This window comes from Candidatus Dormiibacter sp., from assembly GCF_050999135.1.
In the GTDB taxonomy this organism is placed as follows: Bacteria; Chloroflexota; Dormibacteria; order Dormibacterales; family Dormibacteraceae; genus Dormiibacter; species Dormiibacter spiritus.
The window spans coordinates 40,249-55,892 of record NZ_JBPCPN010000024.1; the positions used below are offsets into that span (position 1 = coordinate 40,249).

A 15,644-nucleotide genomic window follows, 5' to 3' on the forward strand; every position below is an offset into this window, starting at 1 on the left:
CGGCCCAGAGATATAGTCAAATTCCATGCCGCAAACATGGGCCACTTTGGCTCCCGACCTCTACCTTGAGCTGCGCGGCACGCGCCGGCGCGCAGGCCTGGAACAGGCCCTCCGTGAGGCTGTCAGGAGTGGCCGTCTGGGCGCGGGGACTGCCCTTCCCTCCTCCCGCGCGCTGGCTCAAGAGCTCGGTCTGGCTCGAAACACAGTGGCCGATGCCTACGGTCAGCTGATCGCCGAGGGCTGGCTCAGTGCCCGCCAGGGTTCCGGCACTCGAGTGGCGGATCGCGCCACGCCGGCGGAACCGGCGGCCGGCGTGAGCCGGCCCTCGTCGGCGCGCAGGCGCTCCGCCTACGACCTTCTACCCGGCACCCCAGATTTGGCGAGCTTCCCCCGCAGCCTCTGGCTGGGGGCCGCCCGCAAGGCGCTGGCAGCGGCGCGCAATGAGGAGTTCGGCTATCAAGATCCGAGAGGCCTGCTGCGGCTGCGCGAGAGGCTTGCTCAGTACCTAGCCCGGGTGAGGGGGGTGCGGACGACCGCCGAGAGGATCATCGTCTGCTCAGGTTTCGCGCAGGCGCTTCACCTGCTGGCGACCACCTTGAACGGCCAGGGCGCGAGAGTCTTCGCCGTCGAGTCGTACGGAATCGGCCTGCACAGGGACATCATCCGCGCCGCCGGGGTACGCACGCCGCCGCTGGCGATCGACAGCTCAGGCGCAGTCATCGATCAGCTCCGCGGCCTGGGCGCGGGCGCCGTGCTGCTCACCCCCGGCCACCAATTTCCACTCGGTGTCTCGCTGACGGCGCAACGTCGTGTCGCAGCACTGGAGTGGGCGCGGGGCAGCGGCGGGCTGGTCGTGGAGGACGACTACGACGGTGAGTTCCGCTATGACCGACCGCCGCTCGGTGCGCTCCAGAGCCTGGCTCCCGACGTTGTCGCCTACGTGGGCACAGCCAGCAAGAGCCTGGCACCGGGGCTGAGCCTGGCCTGGCTGGTGGCGCCGTCTAAGCTGGTCGACGCCTTGGTGGAAAGCAAGCGTTCCAGCGGTGCCCGCACCGGCGTGCTGGAGCAGCTGACTATGGAAGAGTTCATCCGGTCAGGTGCGTACGACCGGCACATTCGCCGCTCGAGGCTCCTCTACCGTCAGCGGCGCGACCTACTGGTGGCCCGGCTGACTGAGCGGTCGCCGGGGGTCAGCGTGACAGGTATGGCTGCCGGCCTGCACGCGGTTCTGGCACTGGGCAGCGGCCTGCGTGGGCGAGACGAGCCTGGTATCCGGACGCGCGCCCACCGCGCAGGCCTGGCCGTCCAGGGTCTGGCTGAATTCCGCCACGATCCGGACCCTGAAGCCCCGGCCGCGCTCGTGGTTGGTTACGGGACCCCACCTGATCACGCTTTCGCGGGCGCCGTCGAAGCCCTCTGCGACGTCCTCGGCTGAGCGACCCCGAGCGGCAGGCTGAAGACGGGAACGTAGTTTGCTCCGGAGGCACCCGGCCGGCTTTGGAAGAGGACTACCTCTCGCACCGGCCAGGGTTCGACGGCAGGGACCGGCGGCAGCTCAGGCAGCTGTGCGCCCCTCCGGTCACGCGCTCGCGCCAATGTGAGGTGGGCGCGGAACTGACGATCCGAAGGCGGCAAGCCGGCCAACCGGCAGGCATCTTCCACCTGAGCGGCCAGTTCGATCAGCGGCTGAGCGCCGCGGCCCACCCCCAGCCACACAACCCGCGCCAAGCCCGAGCCGCCGAATTTCCCCAATCCGCTCACGCCGAGCTCGAACGGTTCTGCTCGTATTCGGCTGAGCTCCGTCACCAGGCGCGCCACCATGGTCTGCTCCAGGTAACCCAGGAAGCGCAGCGTCACGTGCAGCTTTTGGGGCTCGACCCAACGAAAACCTGGCATCGCCTCTCGGGCGGCAGCCAGGAAGCTGGCCAGCGCCCTGGCGGGCGGCACTGGCACGGCGACGAAAGCGCGGAGACGTCCAACCGGCTGTTCGCCGTCGCCCTCGCCGCCTGCGGGAAGCGGCCTCCCGCTCAGACCAGAGGCGTGGTCGAAGACGGATCGCTCGAGGGGAAGCTCTCCTCGGTTCCCTCTTGGCCCTCTTGCTCAGGGGTTTCGGTCGGCTCCTCGGGAAGTGTGTCCGGGTTGTCAGTAACTGGATCAGTCATGAAGTCACCTTTGTTGAGCGCCAACCGGTTCGAAGCGACATCTTACGCTCTGGCCTCTGGCCCGTGCCGACCCTGCTCAGGCGGCGTCTCTGACGCCGCGGGCGATACTGGGAGGAAGCATGAGGCTTGTGCTTGGCGGCCTGGTCGGCGTCATGGCGATAGTGGTTGGCGTCGCGTGGTGGTATGGGACCATCAACCGCCAGCGGCAGCAAGCGGAGAGCGCTGCCACCTACGCAGCCATGGGTGGTCCTGTCTTCACCGTCTTCTCACTCGGCTGCGGAACGGTGCTGATCCTGGCTGGAATCGGCATCCTCGCCCTCATGGTGGTGTTCCGCCCGACCTAACCTGCCCGCGGTTACGGTCCGCTGGTCAGATGACGTTGCGCTCGCTCTCCAGCCTGCCCGCCGCAAAGCGAGCAGGCGAGAAGGCACTGAGGTCCACAGCCGGCGCTTCGCCGGTGATCATCTGGGCCAGCGCCAGGCCGACCGCCGGCGCCTGCATGAAGCCGTGGCCGCTGAAACCACAGGCGCACCATAAGCCCTGCAGGTCGGGGTGCGGGCCGAGCAGCGGTTGGTGATCCGGCGTCATCTCATACAGCCCCGCCCACGCCGTCTTCAAGCCCGCGGCGGCCAGCGGCGGCGCCCTGTGTGCCGCCACCGCCACCACCTGCTCCAGCCAGGCCCAGTCGACCTCCTGTCGGAAGCTGCTCGGCTCCTCTCGATCGCTCATGCCGAAGAGCACTCCGTCGCCTTCGGGGTGGAAGTAGAAGCCAGTGCTGAGATCGATGGTCATCGGATTGCGCCTTCCCACCGCCGCAAAGGGACCCGTTACAAAGACGTGCCGCCGGTAGGGCAGCACAGGCACCTCGGCTCCCGCCAGCCGGCCCACCTCGCCTGACCAGGCGCCCGCGCAGCAGAGCAGCTTCTCTGTGGCCACGGGGCCCGTGGTCGTCTCTACCCGCCGCACCCGGCCGCCGTTGTGGCTGACACCTGTGAGGGCCACTTCCTCCTCCAACCTGGCGCCGAGCCGGCGGGCCGCTGAGACATAGCCCTGGGTCACGCCTGCCGGGCTGGCCAGGCCGTCGCTGGGACAGAAAGTACCCCCCAGCACGTCCTCCACGTTGAGAGCAGGAGAGAGCCGCTGGATCTCTTCCGGATCCACCCAGCGTGCTTCAGTCACCCCCTCGGCGTGCCAGAGGCGCAGCTGGGCCCGGAGGTCGGCTACCTGCGCCGGCTCTGTCAGCACGAACAGGTAGCCCACCTGGCGGAGCTCGGGGTCCATGCCGGTCTCCCCTTCGAACTCCTGGAGCAGGCGCAGCGAGACCTTCTGCAAACGCACGTTGGCGGCGTGCGAGAACATCTGCCGCACTCCGCCGGCACACTTGCCCGTCGACTCAGCCCCGAGCTGACCGCGCTCCAGCAGGAGCACGTCGGCTCCCCGACGAGCCAGCTGGTAAGCCAGAGCGCAGCCGACGACGCCGCCGCCGGCGATGACTATCTCAGCGGTGCGCAACCGCGCTCCAGGTTTCGAAGAGAACCTTGAGCGCCGCGAGACCTGTCACTTCGGCGTGATCGAGATTCGGCGAGATCTCGCAGATGTCCAGGCCGACGAGCCGGCAGCGCCGATTTGCCTCGGCCAGGAGGTTCAGCACCTGGCGCGTGGTCCAGCCGCCGGCGGAGGCGATCTCGGTTCCCGGCGCATACGCTGGGTCGAGCACGTCGATGTCCAGCGACACGTGCACAGGCCGGTCCCCGAGGGCGTCCAGTACTCGCTTGCTGGCGGCGGCGAAATCGTTGGCGAAATCGACTGTCGGGACCATCACCAGCGCTTGCTCACGCACGTACTCCAGCTCATCAGCGTCGATGTCGCGGCAGCCGGCCAGGGCGACGCGCCGGGGCTCCAAACCGGCCACCTCGAGAGCGCGCCGAAGCGCGCAGCCACAGGTCCAGCGACCGCCTCGGGAGGCATCGCAGAGGTCGGGATGAGCGTCGACCCAGAGCACTGCCAGGTCCGGGTGGCGGCGGGCTTGAGCAGCCAGGATGGGGATTGCGCAGCAGTGGTCGCCGCCCAGGACTGTCAGGAAGGCGTCCTTCGGGACTGCCGCCAGACGTTCAGCGGCAGCCTGCCAGCCGGTCTCGACAGCATCGCCCAGGCTCAAGTCACCCAGGTCACAGATGTTGAGCCGATCAAGACCCCGGCCGCGCTCGTCCACCGCCGGCATGACAGGCGACAGGCGGCGGATGGCGGCCGGCGCTTCGGCGGCGCCTCGCCGGTAGACAGCCGAGCCGTCGTAGGCAAGGCCGGCCAGCACTATGCGGGCCGATTCCAGAGGAGCTTCCGGGATGCCTCCCCAGGCCTTCAGGCCCACCAGGTTCATGGAGGTCATGGGTGGTGCCCCCGCTGCACCGGCAGTACGAAGAGTGTGCCCACCAGGATCCAGGCTAACAGCAGCGTGAACACCACCGGATAGCCGCCTGGCAAATTCAGAAGCTCGCCGCGGGCGTTGAAGTGGTCGAGCAGCAAGCCCGCTACGAAGCGCGCGATCACGCCGGAACCGGCGGTGGCGATGTTGGAAAAGCCGAAGAACAAGCCCGCGTGCTCGATGGGAATCACGTCTGTGATGTACGCCCAGTCGACTGACATGAAGGCGCCAAAGCCCAAGCCCAGCAGCACCCCGGCGAGCAGGGTCTGGGCGGCCAGAGGCGGCAGCGCGAGGAGGTCCGCCAGCCGGTTGAGCAGTTGCTCGGGTAGCCAGCGGTAGCCGCTGAAGAGGAGCACTGAGACGCCTGCGGCTGCCAGCAGTCCGCCCAGAACTATCAGCGGCTTGCGGCCTATGCGGTCGGAGAGCCGCGCTGCCGGCCAGGTGACCAGCACGGCGATCAGGATCACAGCTCCGACCAGACCTGTGGTGGCTCCTGTCGCTGCTCTCGTCGAGCCGTGGAAGTAGGTGTCGCTGAAGTAATAGAGGACGAAGCTCTGGATCCCTACCACCCCCATCAGGATGAGCAGGCGTGAAGCCATGAGCCAGAGGAAGTCGCGATGAGCGAGTGGGGTCAGGAAGGTTGACCTGACCACGCCCAGGAACGGGCCGACGCCACCCGGCCGCAGGGGCCGGACAGGCTCCTTCACTCCCCAGACCGTCGCCAGGCAGCCCAGGGCCAGGAGTGCCATGATGCTGGCGACCGCTGCGGGCCGCCCGGCGGCTGCCAGGATCAGGCCGCCGCCCACCGTGCCGCTCAGGATGCCCAGCAGATTGGCGAGGCCGTAGAAGCCGCTGGCCGTGCCGCGCTGCTCTTCCGGAACTATGTCAGGAGCGAGCCCCTGGTAGGGCCCCTGGGCTGTGTTGGAGCTGAACTGCAAGAACGTGTAGGCGACGACAAGGGGCCAGAAGCTGCCGGCCAGGGCGATTCCCACCAGGAAGAGCAGGTCGGCAGCTGTGCCACCCACCAGATAGGGTCGCCGCCTGCCCCACCGCGTGTGCGTGCGGTCAGATAGGGTGCCGGCGACAGGCTGCCAGACGATCGCGATCACCGTCCCGATGCCCTCCAGCACACTGAGGCCAGTGCCCTTGGCGGCGCTGCCGACCAGGCGCTCGACGACATCCGGCAGGATCAGCGTGCCCAGGCTCTGCCAGAGATAGCCGATCGCCACCCAGTAGGCGACGAGCGCCAGGAATTGAGGTCGCGAGAGCTTGGCCGCGGGAGCCAGCGTGAGCACAGCCGGCGCTGCAGCGGCGGGCGGCGCGCTCACTATTTCGTGGGCGTCGGGCTGGGTCTGGCGACAGGCGCCGGCGTCGGCAGGTCGCGCGTCGTCGCATGGCCGAGGACCGGCACCTTGGAGCCGATCCTCAGCACCAGGGGCGCCAGCCTGGAGCCAGTCAGCTGCGGTTCGAGAAAGTCGTGACTCACCGTCTGCAGCTGGCCCAGGAGCGGCGTCTCAGAAAGCTGCGCGCTCCTATTCCTCTGCGCCTGCGTCTCCAGCCTGTGCACATCGCCGGTCGGCATCAGCGCGGCGGTGATCGGGTTGGCGGCGAGCTGTCTCTTCAGCGACTCCACCTGGGCATAGGTGACCACCGCCGCGCCCGCTGTTGCCCGGAAAGCGTTGTTGAAGGCCAGCAGCGCTGAGAGCAGGAAGTAGCAGAAGAGGATGGCTACAAAGCCGTGCAGCACCAGGCCCAGCAAACCGTCGACTCCCTGGACAACAGGCATGCGGTGGATGATGCCGCCCAACCGACCGCCCAGGTAGCCCATGAAGATGGTGACCGCCAGCCCCACCACAAAGAGGAAGAAGCCATTCAGATGGAAGGCGCGCTCCAGGAGGCCGGCAAAGCCCTGCCCGTTGCCGAGCAGGAAGAGTGCTGTGCCGAGGAAGAACACCTCGGCCAGGAGCGGCTGAACCAGGCCCTTCTTGTAGCCGATCACCACCGCCACCAGGATGATGACGGCGAAGAGGATGTCTAAGACCACCGGCGCGGAGTTTATCGACAGCCGGAAGTGGACGCGGGACCTCCGCCGTCGGCCGGCCGCGCTCCCCATTGCCGGCAGTGGTCGGTGATGCGAGATGCGAGTAAACTCGGACCACCCCTTGGCGCACACCATCGCTATAGCCAACCAAAAAGGCGGGGTTGGCAAGACCACCACAGCGGTGAACCTCGGCGCCGCTCTCGCCGAGAAAGGTCAGCGCGTCCTTCTGGTGGACCTCGATCCGCAGGCGCACCTGACCATAAACATGGGTGTCAAGCTGCCCGACGAGCTGGAGAAGACAGTCTATGAGCTGCTCGTCGATCCCTCGGTGGGATTCAGCGAAGTGGTCCTCGAGAATGCCCTGGCGGGGCTTCACTACCTGCCTTCCAACATCGAACTGTCGGGCGCCGAAACGCAGCTCCTGCAGGAGATCGGGCGAGAGGGCATTCTGAAGGAGAAGCTCGCTCCCGTCCAGCGGCGCTACGACTACATAGTCATCGACTGCCCGCCCGCCCTGAGCCTCATCACCATCAACGCCTTTGTGGCCGCTGATGACGTGATCATCCCCCTCCAGTGCGAGTACTTCGGCATGAAGGGCATGCAGCAGCTGCAGCGGACGGTCGACCGGGTGCGGGCCAAGCTCAACCCGCGGCTGCGCGTCGCCGGTATCCTGCCCACCATCTACAAAGCTCGCACACTGCACTCGCAGGAGGTGCTGCAGTTGGTGCGCGACCACTACGGGGATTTGGTCTACGACTTTGCAATTCGCGATTCCATCCGCTTCGCGGAGTCGCCCCTCGCTGCAGCGTCGATCCTGACCTACGCCGGGAACTCCGATGGTGCTCGCGCCTACCGCCTGCTGGCCGACCAGGTCATGTCCGGCAAGCAGGCAGGGCAGAGGAAAACGTCATGAGCAAGTTCAAGCGTGTCTCACTATCCGGCTCCGAAGAGCTCTTCCGGCCGACTCGGCCGCGGGTGGTGGAGGCGACCGAGGACACTATCACTGAGGTAGTGGAGCGGCCGGCCAAGGATCGCCACTCCCGGCACCTGCACCTGGCGGCCGATGAGGTGCAGCTCCTGCTGGATGCTATCCAAGCTGCGAAGTACCCGGAGCGGGCGAAGCCGAAGCTTCCGCTGGAGAAGTTCGAGCGCTACGACCAGCTGCGCGACAAGCTCCAAGCCGCCCCTCCCGAGTAACCAGGCTGCCCCGGCGGGGCGACAAAGCGTGAACTGATGAGGCAGCGTGCCGATTTCGAGGCCTGGCTGCAGGCCTATCTCGCCGCCTGGGACAGCAATGACAGGCATGAGATCGCGGCTCTCTTCACTGAGGACGCGGGGTACTACACGGCGCCCTTTCGGCAGCCCTGGCGCGGGCGCAACAAGATCGTCGAGGGCTGGCTCCAACGCAGGGATGAGCCGGGCGACCATAGTTTCCGGTATGAGGTGATCGCGCTCGACGGTGACCTCGGCGTCGTCCGCGGGTGGACACGGTACAAGGACGCCGAGGCCACCCGCTTCAGCAACCTGTGGCTTATCCGCTTGGGCTCGGACGGTATGGCATCGTCCTTCACGGAGTGGTGGATGCAGGAAGGCTGAGCCTTGGCGCTGGCTAGAGGCGGCGGCGGCCGACCGATGCGCGGCTGCGCCGCCAGATGTAGCCCGCCGTCCACCAGACCGACCAGGCCAACACCAAGAGGGCCATCAGGATGCCGATAACCCTCATTTAGGTATAGGTAAGAAACATGGCACGTCTGGGGATCCTCAAGGTGCAGGGCGAGAAGGAGGTCAACTGCTTCATTCTCACCTGTACCGCAACCAATGAGTCGGTGGTGATCGATCCTGTCGAGCCGGCCGGGAAAGTGCTTCAGCAGCTGGCCGGGCAGAAAGTTCGCTGGGTGCTCGCCACTCACGGCCATGCCGGTCACGTGGCCGGCAAGTCGGCTCTGCAGGAAGCCACGGGTGCCCAGGCCGGAATGCATATAGCCGACGCCAAGGCTTTTCTCCGCTCAGCGGATCGCTACCTGAGCGATGGCGACGAGTTGGAGTTCGGTCGTTTCCAGCTTCGTGTGCTCCACACCGCCGGCCACACACCGGGCAGTCTCTGCTTCTCGGTCGGCAACCACCTTTTCACGGGTGACACGCTGCTGGCCGGCGGGATCGGCGCCCAGCGCCCTGAGACGGACCTTCGCCAGCAGCTGTTCTCCATCCATTCCAGGGTGGCTGGTCTACCGCTCAACACGGCTATCTATCCCGGCCACGGCCCCGTCACGAATCTTGAGGCGGAGCTGCGCTCCAACCCCGTGTTTCAGACGGTCCGCGGCTAATCAACCGGAGGAGATACCGCCTCCCGAGGAGCCAGCGTCAACCGCCCGAATAACCTGTGTAGCTGCCCGAGTAAGTACCACCAGCGGCTTCCTCCATCGCTTCACGCCAGACCCAGACGATCTCAGTCGACGTCTTCGCCTGACGCCTTCTCCCGGCCCTCGCGGCCGACCTCCGTGCTCTTGTCGGCAGCCTTGCGTGCGTTCTCGATCGGCTTCTGGACGAACTTGGTGAGCGCGTCAGGCGTCTTTTCGTCGGCTTTTCGCTGGGCCTTGTCGCTGCCACTATCGATATCGCGCTGAAGCCGCCGCGAACGCCGCGGGGCCAGGAAGCCCACCGCCAAGAGAACCAGGCAGACGACGATGAGGACTGCTATCAACGTCAAGGTGCCTGGGATGCTACAGCTTCAGGCGGCCAACCGCTCCCGCCTGGCGACGACTAACGGGTGGGGCTGACCAGGCGCCCCCAGCCGGGCGCACCGACCGGTCGACCGTCCTGCGCCACCAGCTCCCCCCGGCACCACACCGAGCGGATGGCAAACTCGAACCGCAAGCCGTCCAGCGCCGAATGCTTCTGCCGCGAATGCATGATCTTCGGTTCGACGACAGTAGCTGCCGCCGGGTCGACCAGCACCAGATCCGCCTCCGCCCCAGGAGCGATCACGCCCTTCCGGGGGTGCAATTTGAGAGCGCGGGCTGGACCCTCGGCCACCCAGCGCGCCGCCAACCAGGGGTCACCTTGGCGGCGGGCCAGCTCCAGGCAGCTCAGATAGAGCATCTGAACCCCCGGGCTGCCCGGCGCGGTGTCGGCCCAGGAGCGGGCCAGCTTCTCCTCGTCGGTGTGAGGCGCATGGTCTGTCGCCACGGTTGGGATGAGGCCATCCTTGACAGCCGCGATGAGAGCCGTTCGGTCTGCGGGCTGCTTCACCGGCGGGTAGACCTTCATCGCCGGCCCTAGGCGCTCTGCGTCCTCGGCGCTGAGCCAGAGGTAGTGGGGACAGGTTTCCAGATCCAGCCGGGCGCCAGCCGCCTGCGCCAAGCGAGCCGCCTTCAAGCCCAGCTCGCTCGAGATATGCACCACGCGAACGCGGACACCTGTCGCCAGTGAGATCTGACCCAGGGCCGCAATCGCTATCGCCTCCGCCAGGGCCGGCCGGCCCGCGAGGAGCTCCGCGTACGAGTCGGCCGGCCTCTCCAGCTCCCGCAGCACGCCCGGGTCCTCCGCGTGAACGGCGAGCACGCCGTCGACCCGGGCGAGCACGGGTGCGAGGCGAACGAGGCTGCCATAGTCGGGCGGTGCCTCGATGCCCGGCTGGCCAAAGTCGAGGGTGTAGATGACCCGGCCGTCCTCCTTGCTGAGCGCATAGCCGAGCAGCGCCTTGATGCCCATGGCGCCGGCGTCGAGCAGCCCGAGCAGGTCGTCCGGCTGGGAGGAGGAGCGGAGGATGCCCCACAGACCGAAGTCCACCAGAGAGCGATCACTGAGGCGCTCCACTTTCTCCAGGAACACTGCAGGGCTGTCCACCGCGGGCACCGTGTTCGGCATGTCCACCAGCGTGGTGACGCCCCCCGCGGCCGCCGCGCGGGTGAGCGAGATGAAGTCCTCCTTCTCTGGCAGGCCGGGGTCCCGGCTGTGAACGTGGGCGTCGATGGCGCCGGGCAGAAGCCAGAGCCCCGCAGCCCGAACCGTCTCCAGCCCGGTCTCCGGGACCTTGCCGACCGCCTCCAGCAACCCGTCTCTCACACTGACGTCAACCGGGCGAGGGCCTTCGCCAGTGAGGACCAGAGCTCCCCGGATGACGAAGTCAGACACCCAGGTCTGACTTGCGGAAAAGCGGTTTGAACGTCACTCCCAGCCCTTCGATTGCCTCCCGAGCGCCCTCCTCCCGGTCCAGCACGCCCAGGAGACAGGTCACGTCCGCGCCGGCGTCGCGCAGCTTGGTGATGGCGTCAATGGCGGCCCCCCCGGTGGTCAGCACGTCCTCGATCACGGTGACCTTCTCACCTGGCTCGAGCCGGCCCTCCAACGAGCGCGCGGTGCCATACTCCTTGGCTTGTTTGCGGACGAGGACGAGCGGCAGATCCAGCTCCAGCGACACCACTCCGCCGACCAGAATGGCGCCCAGCTCGGGCGCTGCCAGCCGCTGCGTGGTAGGGGGTACCAGCCTGGCCAGCGCCCGCCCCGTCCGGCGCAGCAGCGAGGGCTGGGTTTCGAACAGGTACTTGTCGAAGTAGTACTGCGAGTGACGGCCGGAGCGAAGGACGAAGTCGCCCTCCAAGTACGCTGCCGCCGCCAGATCCCGGGCCAGAGTGTTGAGGTCAGGCGCAATCACGCTGATAGCCTAGCCCGGCCGTTCGGAGGGCCTGGCCGGGCAAGCCGCGGGCTCTACACCAGGGTCCTCCTCAGGTCGATCGCGCGGATTCGGTAACGGCACCAAGCAGCCTCACACTCCCCTCTCTCAGCTCCAGCCACACCGAATCGCCCCGCTTGACCGGAAAGTCAGTCCGAACTGACGCCTTTATGGTCTCGGCGCCAGCGGCGAGCGTCAATAGCAGGTGCGATCCCAACGGCTCGATGACCGCCACGGTCGCGGGAAGGGCCCCGTGGTGGGGCTCACTATGCACTTCGATGTTTTCGGCCCGGATGCCCACGGTGACCTCGGCGGCCGCCGGAAAGTTGCTGGCCTCGGGCAGCCGCACCTCCACTCCTTCCACGGCCACTGTTGAATCCCGGGCCACACCACGAACTATGTTCATCGGAGGATTCCCGATGAAGGTAGCCACGAAGACGTCGCCCGGGCGGTCGTAGACCTCCATCGGCGAAGCGCACTGCAGGATGGCGCCATCTCGCATCACGGCTGTGCGGTCGCCCATGCTCAGGGCTTCGACCTGGTCATGCGTAACGTAGACGGTAGTCGTCTTGATGTCCTGCAGTAGGTGCTTCAGTTCGGCGCGCATCTGAAGCCGAAGCAGGGCGTCGAGATTACTCAGCGGTTCGTCCATCAGTATCACCGAAGGCCTCATCACGAGGGCTCTGGCCACCGCTACGCGCTGCCGTTGGCCGCCGCTCAACTGCGTGGGATAGCGGTTCAGGAAGGCATCGATGCCCATCAGCTCCGCCGCCTCGCGGACCCGTGACGTCACCTCTTCTCTGGCCACATGATGCATGCGCAGGCCGAAGGCGACGTTGTCGAACACGCGGAGATGGGGAAAGAGCGCGTAGCTCTGAAACACCATCGCGATGTCGCGACGCCCGGGCGGCGAAACAGTGACATCCCGATCGCCGATCGAAATTCTGCCGGCGTCTGGCAGATCGAACCCCGCGATGAGGCGCAGGAGCGTGGTTTTGCCGCATCCACTGGGGCCGAGCAAAACCATGAACTCGCCATCGTGGATGGTCAGGGAGACGTTGTCGACTGCCTTGACGCCCGAAAAAGACTTGCTGATGGACTCGATTGTGATCTCCGCCATGGCGTCAGCGCCGTGCCTGGCCGAAGGCGCTGAACAGGTAGGGACGCATGAAGAAGATAAACACCAAGGCGGGGAGAGTAAGAGCCAGGCCACCGGCAAACCGGAAGGGCAGGGGGGACTGGCCCAGCGCACCCACGATTTGAGCCGGCAGGGTCGGATTGCGCACTGTCAACACGGCGGCCGCAAAGACCTCGTTCCAGGAGAGCACGAACGCGAAAAGCGCTGCTGCTCCCAATCCCGGTCGCGAAAGCGGAAGCACGATCCGCCAGACAGCGCCGAAGCGACTGGTGCCCATGCTCATGGCCGCCTCCTCGAGCTCGCTCGGTATGCGCAGGAAGACGCTGGCCGCCAGCAGGATCGTCAAGGGAAGGGCCATGACTGTGTGCACCAGCGCCACTGACAGGACGCTGTCGTACAGGTTCCAGTTGATGAAGGTGACTGCCAGCGGAATGGCCAGGATGAGGATGGGAAAGGCGCGGACGCTCACGATCAGCAGCTGGACCAAGTCGCGGCCGGCAAACCGGTAGCGGGCGATCGCGTAGCCGGCGGGGCAGCCCAGCGCGAGCGCCAAGACAACTGTCATGACGCCGATCAGCAGGCTGCGGCCGAGGGCGGGCAGGATGCCGGTCGCGCTGAGGAAGAAGGCCACCGACTCGATCGAGAAGGGGCTCGGATAGAGGGCCCGCGGGTAATCGAAAACCGCTGTGCGCGGCTGCAACGCGGCGACCCCTATCAGGTACAGAGGGAACAGCATGAAGGCGGTGATCAGTCCCGCTGCGGCGTAGGCCAGCTGACGTTGAGGCGATGCTCGCCGGCGGTGGCGCCGGATGGCCGCGCTCATCGTTGGAAAACCTCCCGCGGCGTTCGCAGTAAGAGGAGGTAGCCGACAGTGCTCAAGGACGAGAGCACGAGGATCAGGATCGCGTACGTGGCTGCCAGCTGGTAATTGCGGTATTCAGTCACCCAGCTTTCGCTCTTGACTGCCAGCACGGGCAGCGCGCTGCCGGCGAGGGCCAGCACCACCCCGAACACCTGGAAGGCCGTGGTGGTGCGAAGGATCAAGGCGACCTGGAGGGTGGGCTTGAGGAGGGGCAGCGTGACCTTCCAGAAGCGCTGCCAGGCGCCTGCGCCGAGGCTTTCGGCCGCCTCATCGAGCTCGGGCGGAATGGCCTGGATGCCTGACATGATGATCACCATGACCAGCGACATGCTCCGCCAGACCTCAGCCAGCACTATCGCCGTGACCAGCCCGCCGAGGTTGTTGTAGTCCAGAAAGCCAACCGGGTGAGCGATCAGGTGGAGATCCTGAAGGACTGAATTCAGGTAGCCGTGGGAGGTGAAGATGGAAAACCAGACCAGGCCGGCGGCAAGGTCGGAAACAGCCAGCGGGATGCTCCAGATGTAGAGCATCACGTCCCTACCGAAAAGGCGGCTCTGGGCCAGGACGGCCATCACGAGCGCGATGGTGGTCTCGATCGGGATGATGAGAACCAGCAGCAGCAGCGTGTTGCGCACCGCGAGGCGAAAGTCGGTGTCCCGAGCCATGGCCCCGAAGTTGTCGAGCGTGAACGACCCCTGGGCCGACTGGAAGGCGATCAGGAGCGTCTGGAGAGCCGGCCAGGCGAAGAAAAGGGTCATGAAGATGGTGGCCGGGGCCAGGAGTGCATAGGGCTCGAGCTGCCGCCGGTTGAACCTGACTGCCGGCCGCGGGCGGCCGGCCGCCGCGCGCAGAGCAGGCGCCTCTACCTGACCTGACACGTCCCGGTGCTCGGTGGATCCGGCGGCCAGCAGGGCGCCTTGGCGGTGTCGAGCAGTGATTGCAGCTGTTTGGCCTCGTCGCTGAGCACTGTCTGTATGTCCTCGTTGTGGAGGACGATGCGCGTGAAGGTGTCGAAGTAGGCCTTGTTGAACTCGCCGTCCTTCGCGCCCAGCCCGACCGGGAGCAGCGCCGGCAGTGCCTTCTTGGCGTTGGTCTGCTTGCCGGCTGCACCTGCCTCGGCACCGACTCCCGGCGGCGCGTCGCTGCCGCTCACGCTGACGTCGGTCAGGACTGGAAAGAAGCCGACGACGGCTGTGGTCTTCTTCTGGTTGTCAGGTCGCGTCAAGTAGTCGATCAGCGCCTCCGCTCCCTTCTGGTTGGGTGCTCCCACCGGAATCGCCAGACCGGCGACCACTGACATGTATCCCAGCCCCTTCGGTCCGCTGGGCGCCGGCACCGCCTGGAACTGGTCGGGAAGGTTTTTCAGGGCGTCGATGAGCCTCGCCTGATGATCCCACGCCACCCAGACCTCACCTGACTGCAGCGGCTCCTGCATGAAGCCGTAGTTGGTGGACTGGGGATTGGTGACCGCCCACAGCCGCTTCATCAGCTGCCAGGCTTGGACCGCCCCCGGCGACTTGAAACCGCTCACCTCACCGCCGGTGTAGGAGGGGTAGAGATAGCCCTGGACGAACCGGTTCAAGAGACCACCTCGACTGCCGGTGGCGGCCGGGATCCCGATCTTCTTTTCTCCCGTCGCCTTCTGAATGTTCTCGCCCCACTGCGCCAACTGGTCATAGGTGAGGCTGTTGACGTCCGCGCCCTTGGGAAGGTATTGGAGCGCCTTCTTGTTGACCACCATCATGTAGGTGGCCTGCAGCCAGGGGATGTAGTACTGCTTCTGGGTCCCGAGCTTGCCGTACGCGACAAGCTGCGGGTTGAACTTCCGATCCTTCGCCAACCTCTGCAGCAGGGGAGTGAGGTCCTGGAGTGCTCCTGCCGACTGAAGTGGGACCATGTCACCGTGAACGTCACCTACGAGGTCGACATCCACCTTCGAGGCTTGGTGCTCGGCGAGCAGTTTGGGCACCATCTGGCCGCCGGTCAATGAAGTGTTGAAGTCAGGTGTGCCATTGAATCCTGCCAGCACCTGCTTGCGCATTCCCTCGGCCTCGTTCACAGCCTGCCCCTGCGAGGAGAGGAACTCGACCTTGCCGACGTTGGCCTGCGCAGTCGGTGTCGCGCCGCCGGTCGGCGCCGGCGTACCGCCGCAGGCAAAGGTGAGCAGAGCCGCCAGGCTCACTAGCAGGGGCCGAGCGCTCAACGGTTCACCTCCTCTACACACACGCTTGACATCGGCGGCTCCTCACTGTAGAGACTGTCCGCGACGCTGTCCACTCCCTTTTTGCCGCGGGCGGGCACGTGCCCTCTGCAAGCCATGACACCGCCCGCCGAAACGCCTGCCTTT

19 protein-coding genes are annotated in these 15,644 nt (G+C 66.4%); 6 read left to right on the forward strand and 13 right to left on the reverse strand.

Annotation, left to right across the window (positions count from 1 at the left end):
* The first annotated feature begins 25 nt into the window (after positions 1 to 25).
* Positions 26 to 1,435 carry a MocR-like pyridoxine biosynthesis transcription factor PdxR gene (gene pdxR / locus ACR2MZ_RS05520; RefSeq protein WP_434004068.1) on the forward strand — a complete coding sequence of 470 codons (1,410 nt, stop codon included), beginning with the start codon at positions 26 to 28 and terminating at the stop codon, positions 1,433 to 1,435.
* Here the strand turns inward: pdxR and thpR are convergent.
* The gene (gene thpR, locus ACR2MZ_RS05525; protein ID WP_434004153.1) at positions 1,387 to 2,031 is read right to left on the reverse strand and encodes an RNA 2',3'-cyclic phosphodiesterase; all 645 of its coding nucleotides are present in this window, start codon (positions 2,029 to 2,031) and stop codon (positions 1,387 to 1,389) included. The genes pdxR and thpR overlap by 49 nt on opposite strands.
* Positions 2,028 to 2,162: a hypothetical protein gene (locus tag ACR2MZ_RS05530; RefSeq protein WP_434004069.1), complete on the reverse strand. Its 135-nt coding sequence runs from the start codon at positions 2,160 to 2,162 to the stop codon at positions 2,028 to 2,030. The genes thpR and ACR2MZ_RS05530 overlap by 4 nt, the downstream gene beginning before the upstream one ends.
* Positions 2,163 to 2,281: 119 nt before the next feature.
* Here ACR2MZ_RS05530 and ACR2MZ_RS05535 point away from each other — a divergent pair, with 119 nt between their 5' ends.
* Entirely contained in the window at positions 2,282 to 2,506 is a 225-nt protein-coding gene (locus tag ACR2MZ_RS05535; protein WP_434004070.1) for a hypothetical protein, read from the forward strand.
* A gap of 25 nt (positions 2,507 to 2,531) precedes the next feature.
* On the opposite strand, the gene ACR2MZ_RS05540 is transcribed toward ACR2MZ_RS05535, so the two are convergent.
* The 4 genes from ACR2MZ_RS05540 to ACR2MZ_RS05555 are packed head-to-tail and all read right to left on the reverse strand — an operon-like array spanning position 2,532 to position 6,628.
* The gene (locus ACR2MZ_RS05540) at positions 2,532 to 3,674 is read right to left on the reverse strand and encodes an NAD(P)/FAD-dependent oxidoreductase (protein ID WP_434004071.1); all 1,143 of its coding nucleotides are present in this window, start codon (positions 3,672 to 3,674) and stop codon (positions 2,532 to 2,534) included.
* Positions 3,661 to 4,539, reverse strand: coding sequence for an arginase family protein (locus ACR2MZ_RS05545; protein WP_434004072.1), 879 nt, complete (start codon positions 4,537 to 4,539; stop codon positions 3,661 to 3,663). Before ACR2MZ_RS05545 ends, ACR2MZ_RS05540 begins: the two co-directional genes overlap by 14 nt.
* Positions 4,540 to 4,544: 5 nt before the next feature.
* On the reverse strand, positions 4,545 to 5,912 hold the full coding sequence (locus ACR2MZ_RS05550) for an MFS transporter (protein WP_434004073.1): 1,368 nt from the start codon (positions 5,910 to 5,912) through the stop codon (positions 4,545 to 4,547).
* Positions 5,912 to 6,628, reverse strand: coding sequence for a CvpA family protein (locus tag ACR2MZ_RS05555; protein ID WP_434004074.1), 717 nt, complete (start codon positions 6,626 to 6,628; stop codon positions 5,912 to 5,914). The genes ACR2MZ_RS05550 and ACR2MZ_RS05555 overlap by 1 nt, the downstream gene beginning before the upstream one ends.
* Positions 6,629 to 6,722: 94 nt before the next feature.
* On the opposite strand from ACR2MZ_RS05555, the gene ACR2MZ_RS05560 reads away from it, so the two are divergent.
* The 4 genes from ACR2MZ_RS05560 to ACR2MZ_RS05575 all read left to right on the forward strand — a co-directional run bounded on the left by ACR2MZ_RS05560 (position 6,723) and on the right by ACR2MZ_RS05575 (position 8,949).
* A complete protein-coding gene (locus ACR2MZ_RS05560) occupies positions 6,723 to 7,538 on the forward strand; it encodes a ParA family protein (RefSeq protein ID WP_434004075.1) in 816 nt (271 codons plus the stop codon).
* Entirely contained in the window at positions 7,535 to 7,822 is a 288-nt protein-coding gene (locus ACR2MZ_RS05565) for a hypothetical protein (RefSeq protein WP_338178792.1), read from the forward strand. The genes ACR2MZ_RS05560 and ACR2MZ_RS05565 overlap by 4 nt, the downstream gene beginning before the upstream one ends.
* Before the next feature lie 36 nt (positions 7,823 to 7,858).
* Complete coding sequence (locus tag ACR2MZ_RS05570) at positions 7,859 to 8,221, forward strand: YybH family protein (RefSeq protein ID WP_434004076.1); 363 nt, start codon at positions 7,859 to 7,861, stop codon at positions 8,219 to 8,221.
* Between the two features lie 146 nt (positions 8,222 to 8,367).
* On the forward strand, positions 8,368 to 8,949 hold the full coding sequence (locus ACR2MZ_RS05575) for an MBL fold metallo-hydrolase (RefSeq protein ID WP_434004077.1): 582 nt from the start codon (positions 8,368 to 8,370) through the stop codon (positions 8,947 to 8,949).
* A gap of 122 nt (positions 8,950 to 9,071) precedes the next feature.
* Here ACR2MZ_RS05575 and ACR2MZ_RS05580 read toward each other — a convergent pair whose 3' ends face one another.
* The 7 genes from ACR2MZ_RS05580 to ACR2MZ_RS05610 form a co-directional block, all read right to left on the reverse strand.
* On the reverse strand, positions 9,072 to 9,332 hold the full coding sequence (locus ACR2MZ_RS05580; RefSeq protein WP_434004078.1) for a DUF6411 family protein: 261 nt from the start codon (positions 9,330 to 9,332) through the stop codon (positions 9,072 to 9,074).
* Between the two features lie 53 nt (positions 9,333 to 9,385).
* Complete coding sequence (locus ACR2MZ_RS05585; RefSeq protein WP_434004079.1) at positions 9,386 to 10,759, reverse strand: dihydroorotase; 1,374 nt, start codon at positions 10,757 to 10,759, stop codon at positions 9,386 to 9,388.
* Positions 10,752 to 11,279, reverse strand: coding sequence for an orotate phosphoribosyltransferase (gene pyrE / locus ACR2MZ_RS05590; protein WP_434004080.1), 528 nt, complete (start codon positions 11,277 to 11,279; stop codon positions 10,752 to 10,754). Before pyrE ends, ACR2MZ_RS05585 begins: the two co-directional genes overlap by 8 nt.
* A gap of 70 nt (positions 11,280 to 11,349) precedes the next feature.
* The gene (locus ACR2MZ_RS05595) at positions 11,350 to 12,417 is read right to left on the reverse strand and encodes an ABC transporter ATP-binding protein (protein ID WP_434004081.1); all 1,068 of its coding nucleotides are present in this window, start codon (positions 12,415 to 12,417) and stop codon (positions 11,350 to 11,352) included.
* Between the two features lie 4 nt (positions 12,418 to 12,421).
* On the reverse strand, positions 12,422 to 13,258 hold the full coding sequence (locus ACR2MZ_RS05600) for a carbohydrate ABC transporter permease (RefSeq protein ID WP_434004082.1): 837 nt from the start codon (positions 13,256 to 13,258) through the stop codon (positions 12,422 to 12,424).
* A complete protein-coding gene (locus ACR2MZ_RS05605; RefSeq protein ID WP_434004083.1) occupies positions 13,255 to 14,175 on the reverse strand; it encodes a carbohydrate ABC transporter permease in 921 nt (306 codons plus the stop codon). Before ACR2MZ_RS05605 ends, ACR2MZ_RS05600 begins: the two co-directional genes overlap by 4 nt.
* Positions 14,160 to 15,500, reverse strand: coding sequence for an ABC transporter substrate-binding protein (locus ACR2MZ_RS05610; RefSeq protein ID WP_434004084.1), 1,341 nt, complete (start codon positions 15,498 to 15,500; stop codon positions 14,160 to 14,162). The genes ACR2MZ_RS05605 and ACR2MZ_RS05610 overlap by 16 nt, the downstream gene beginning before the upstream one ends.
* Positions 15,501 to 15,644 lie beyond the last annotated feature (144 nt).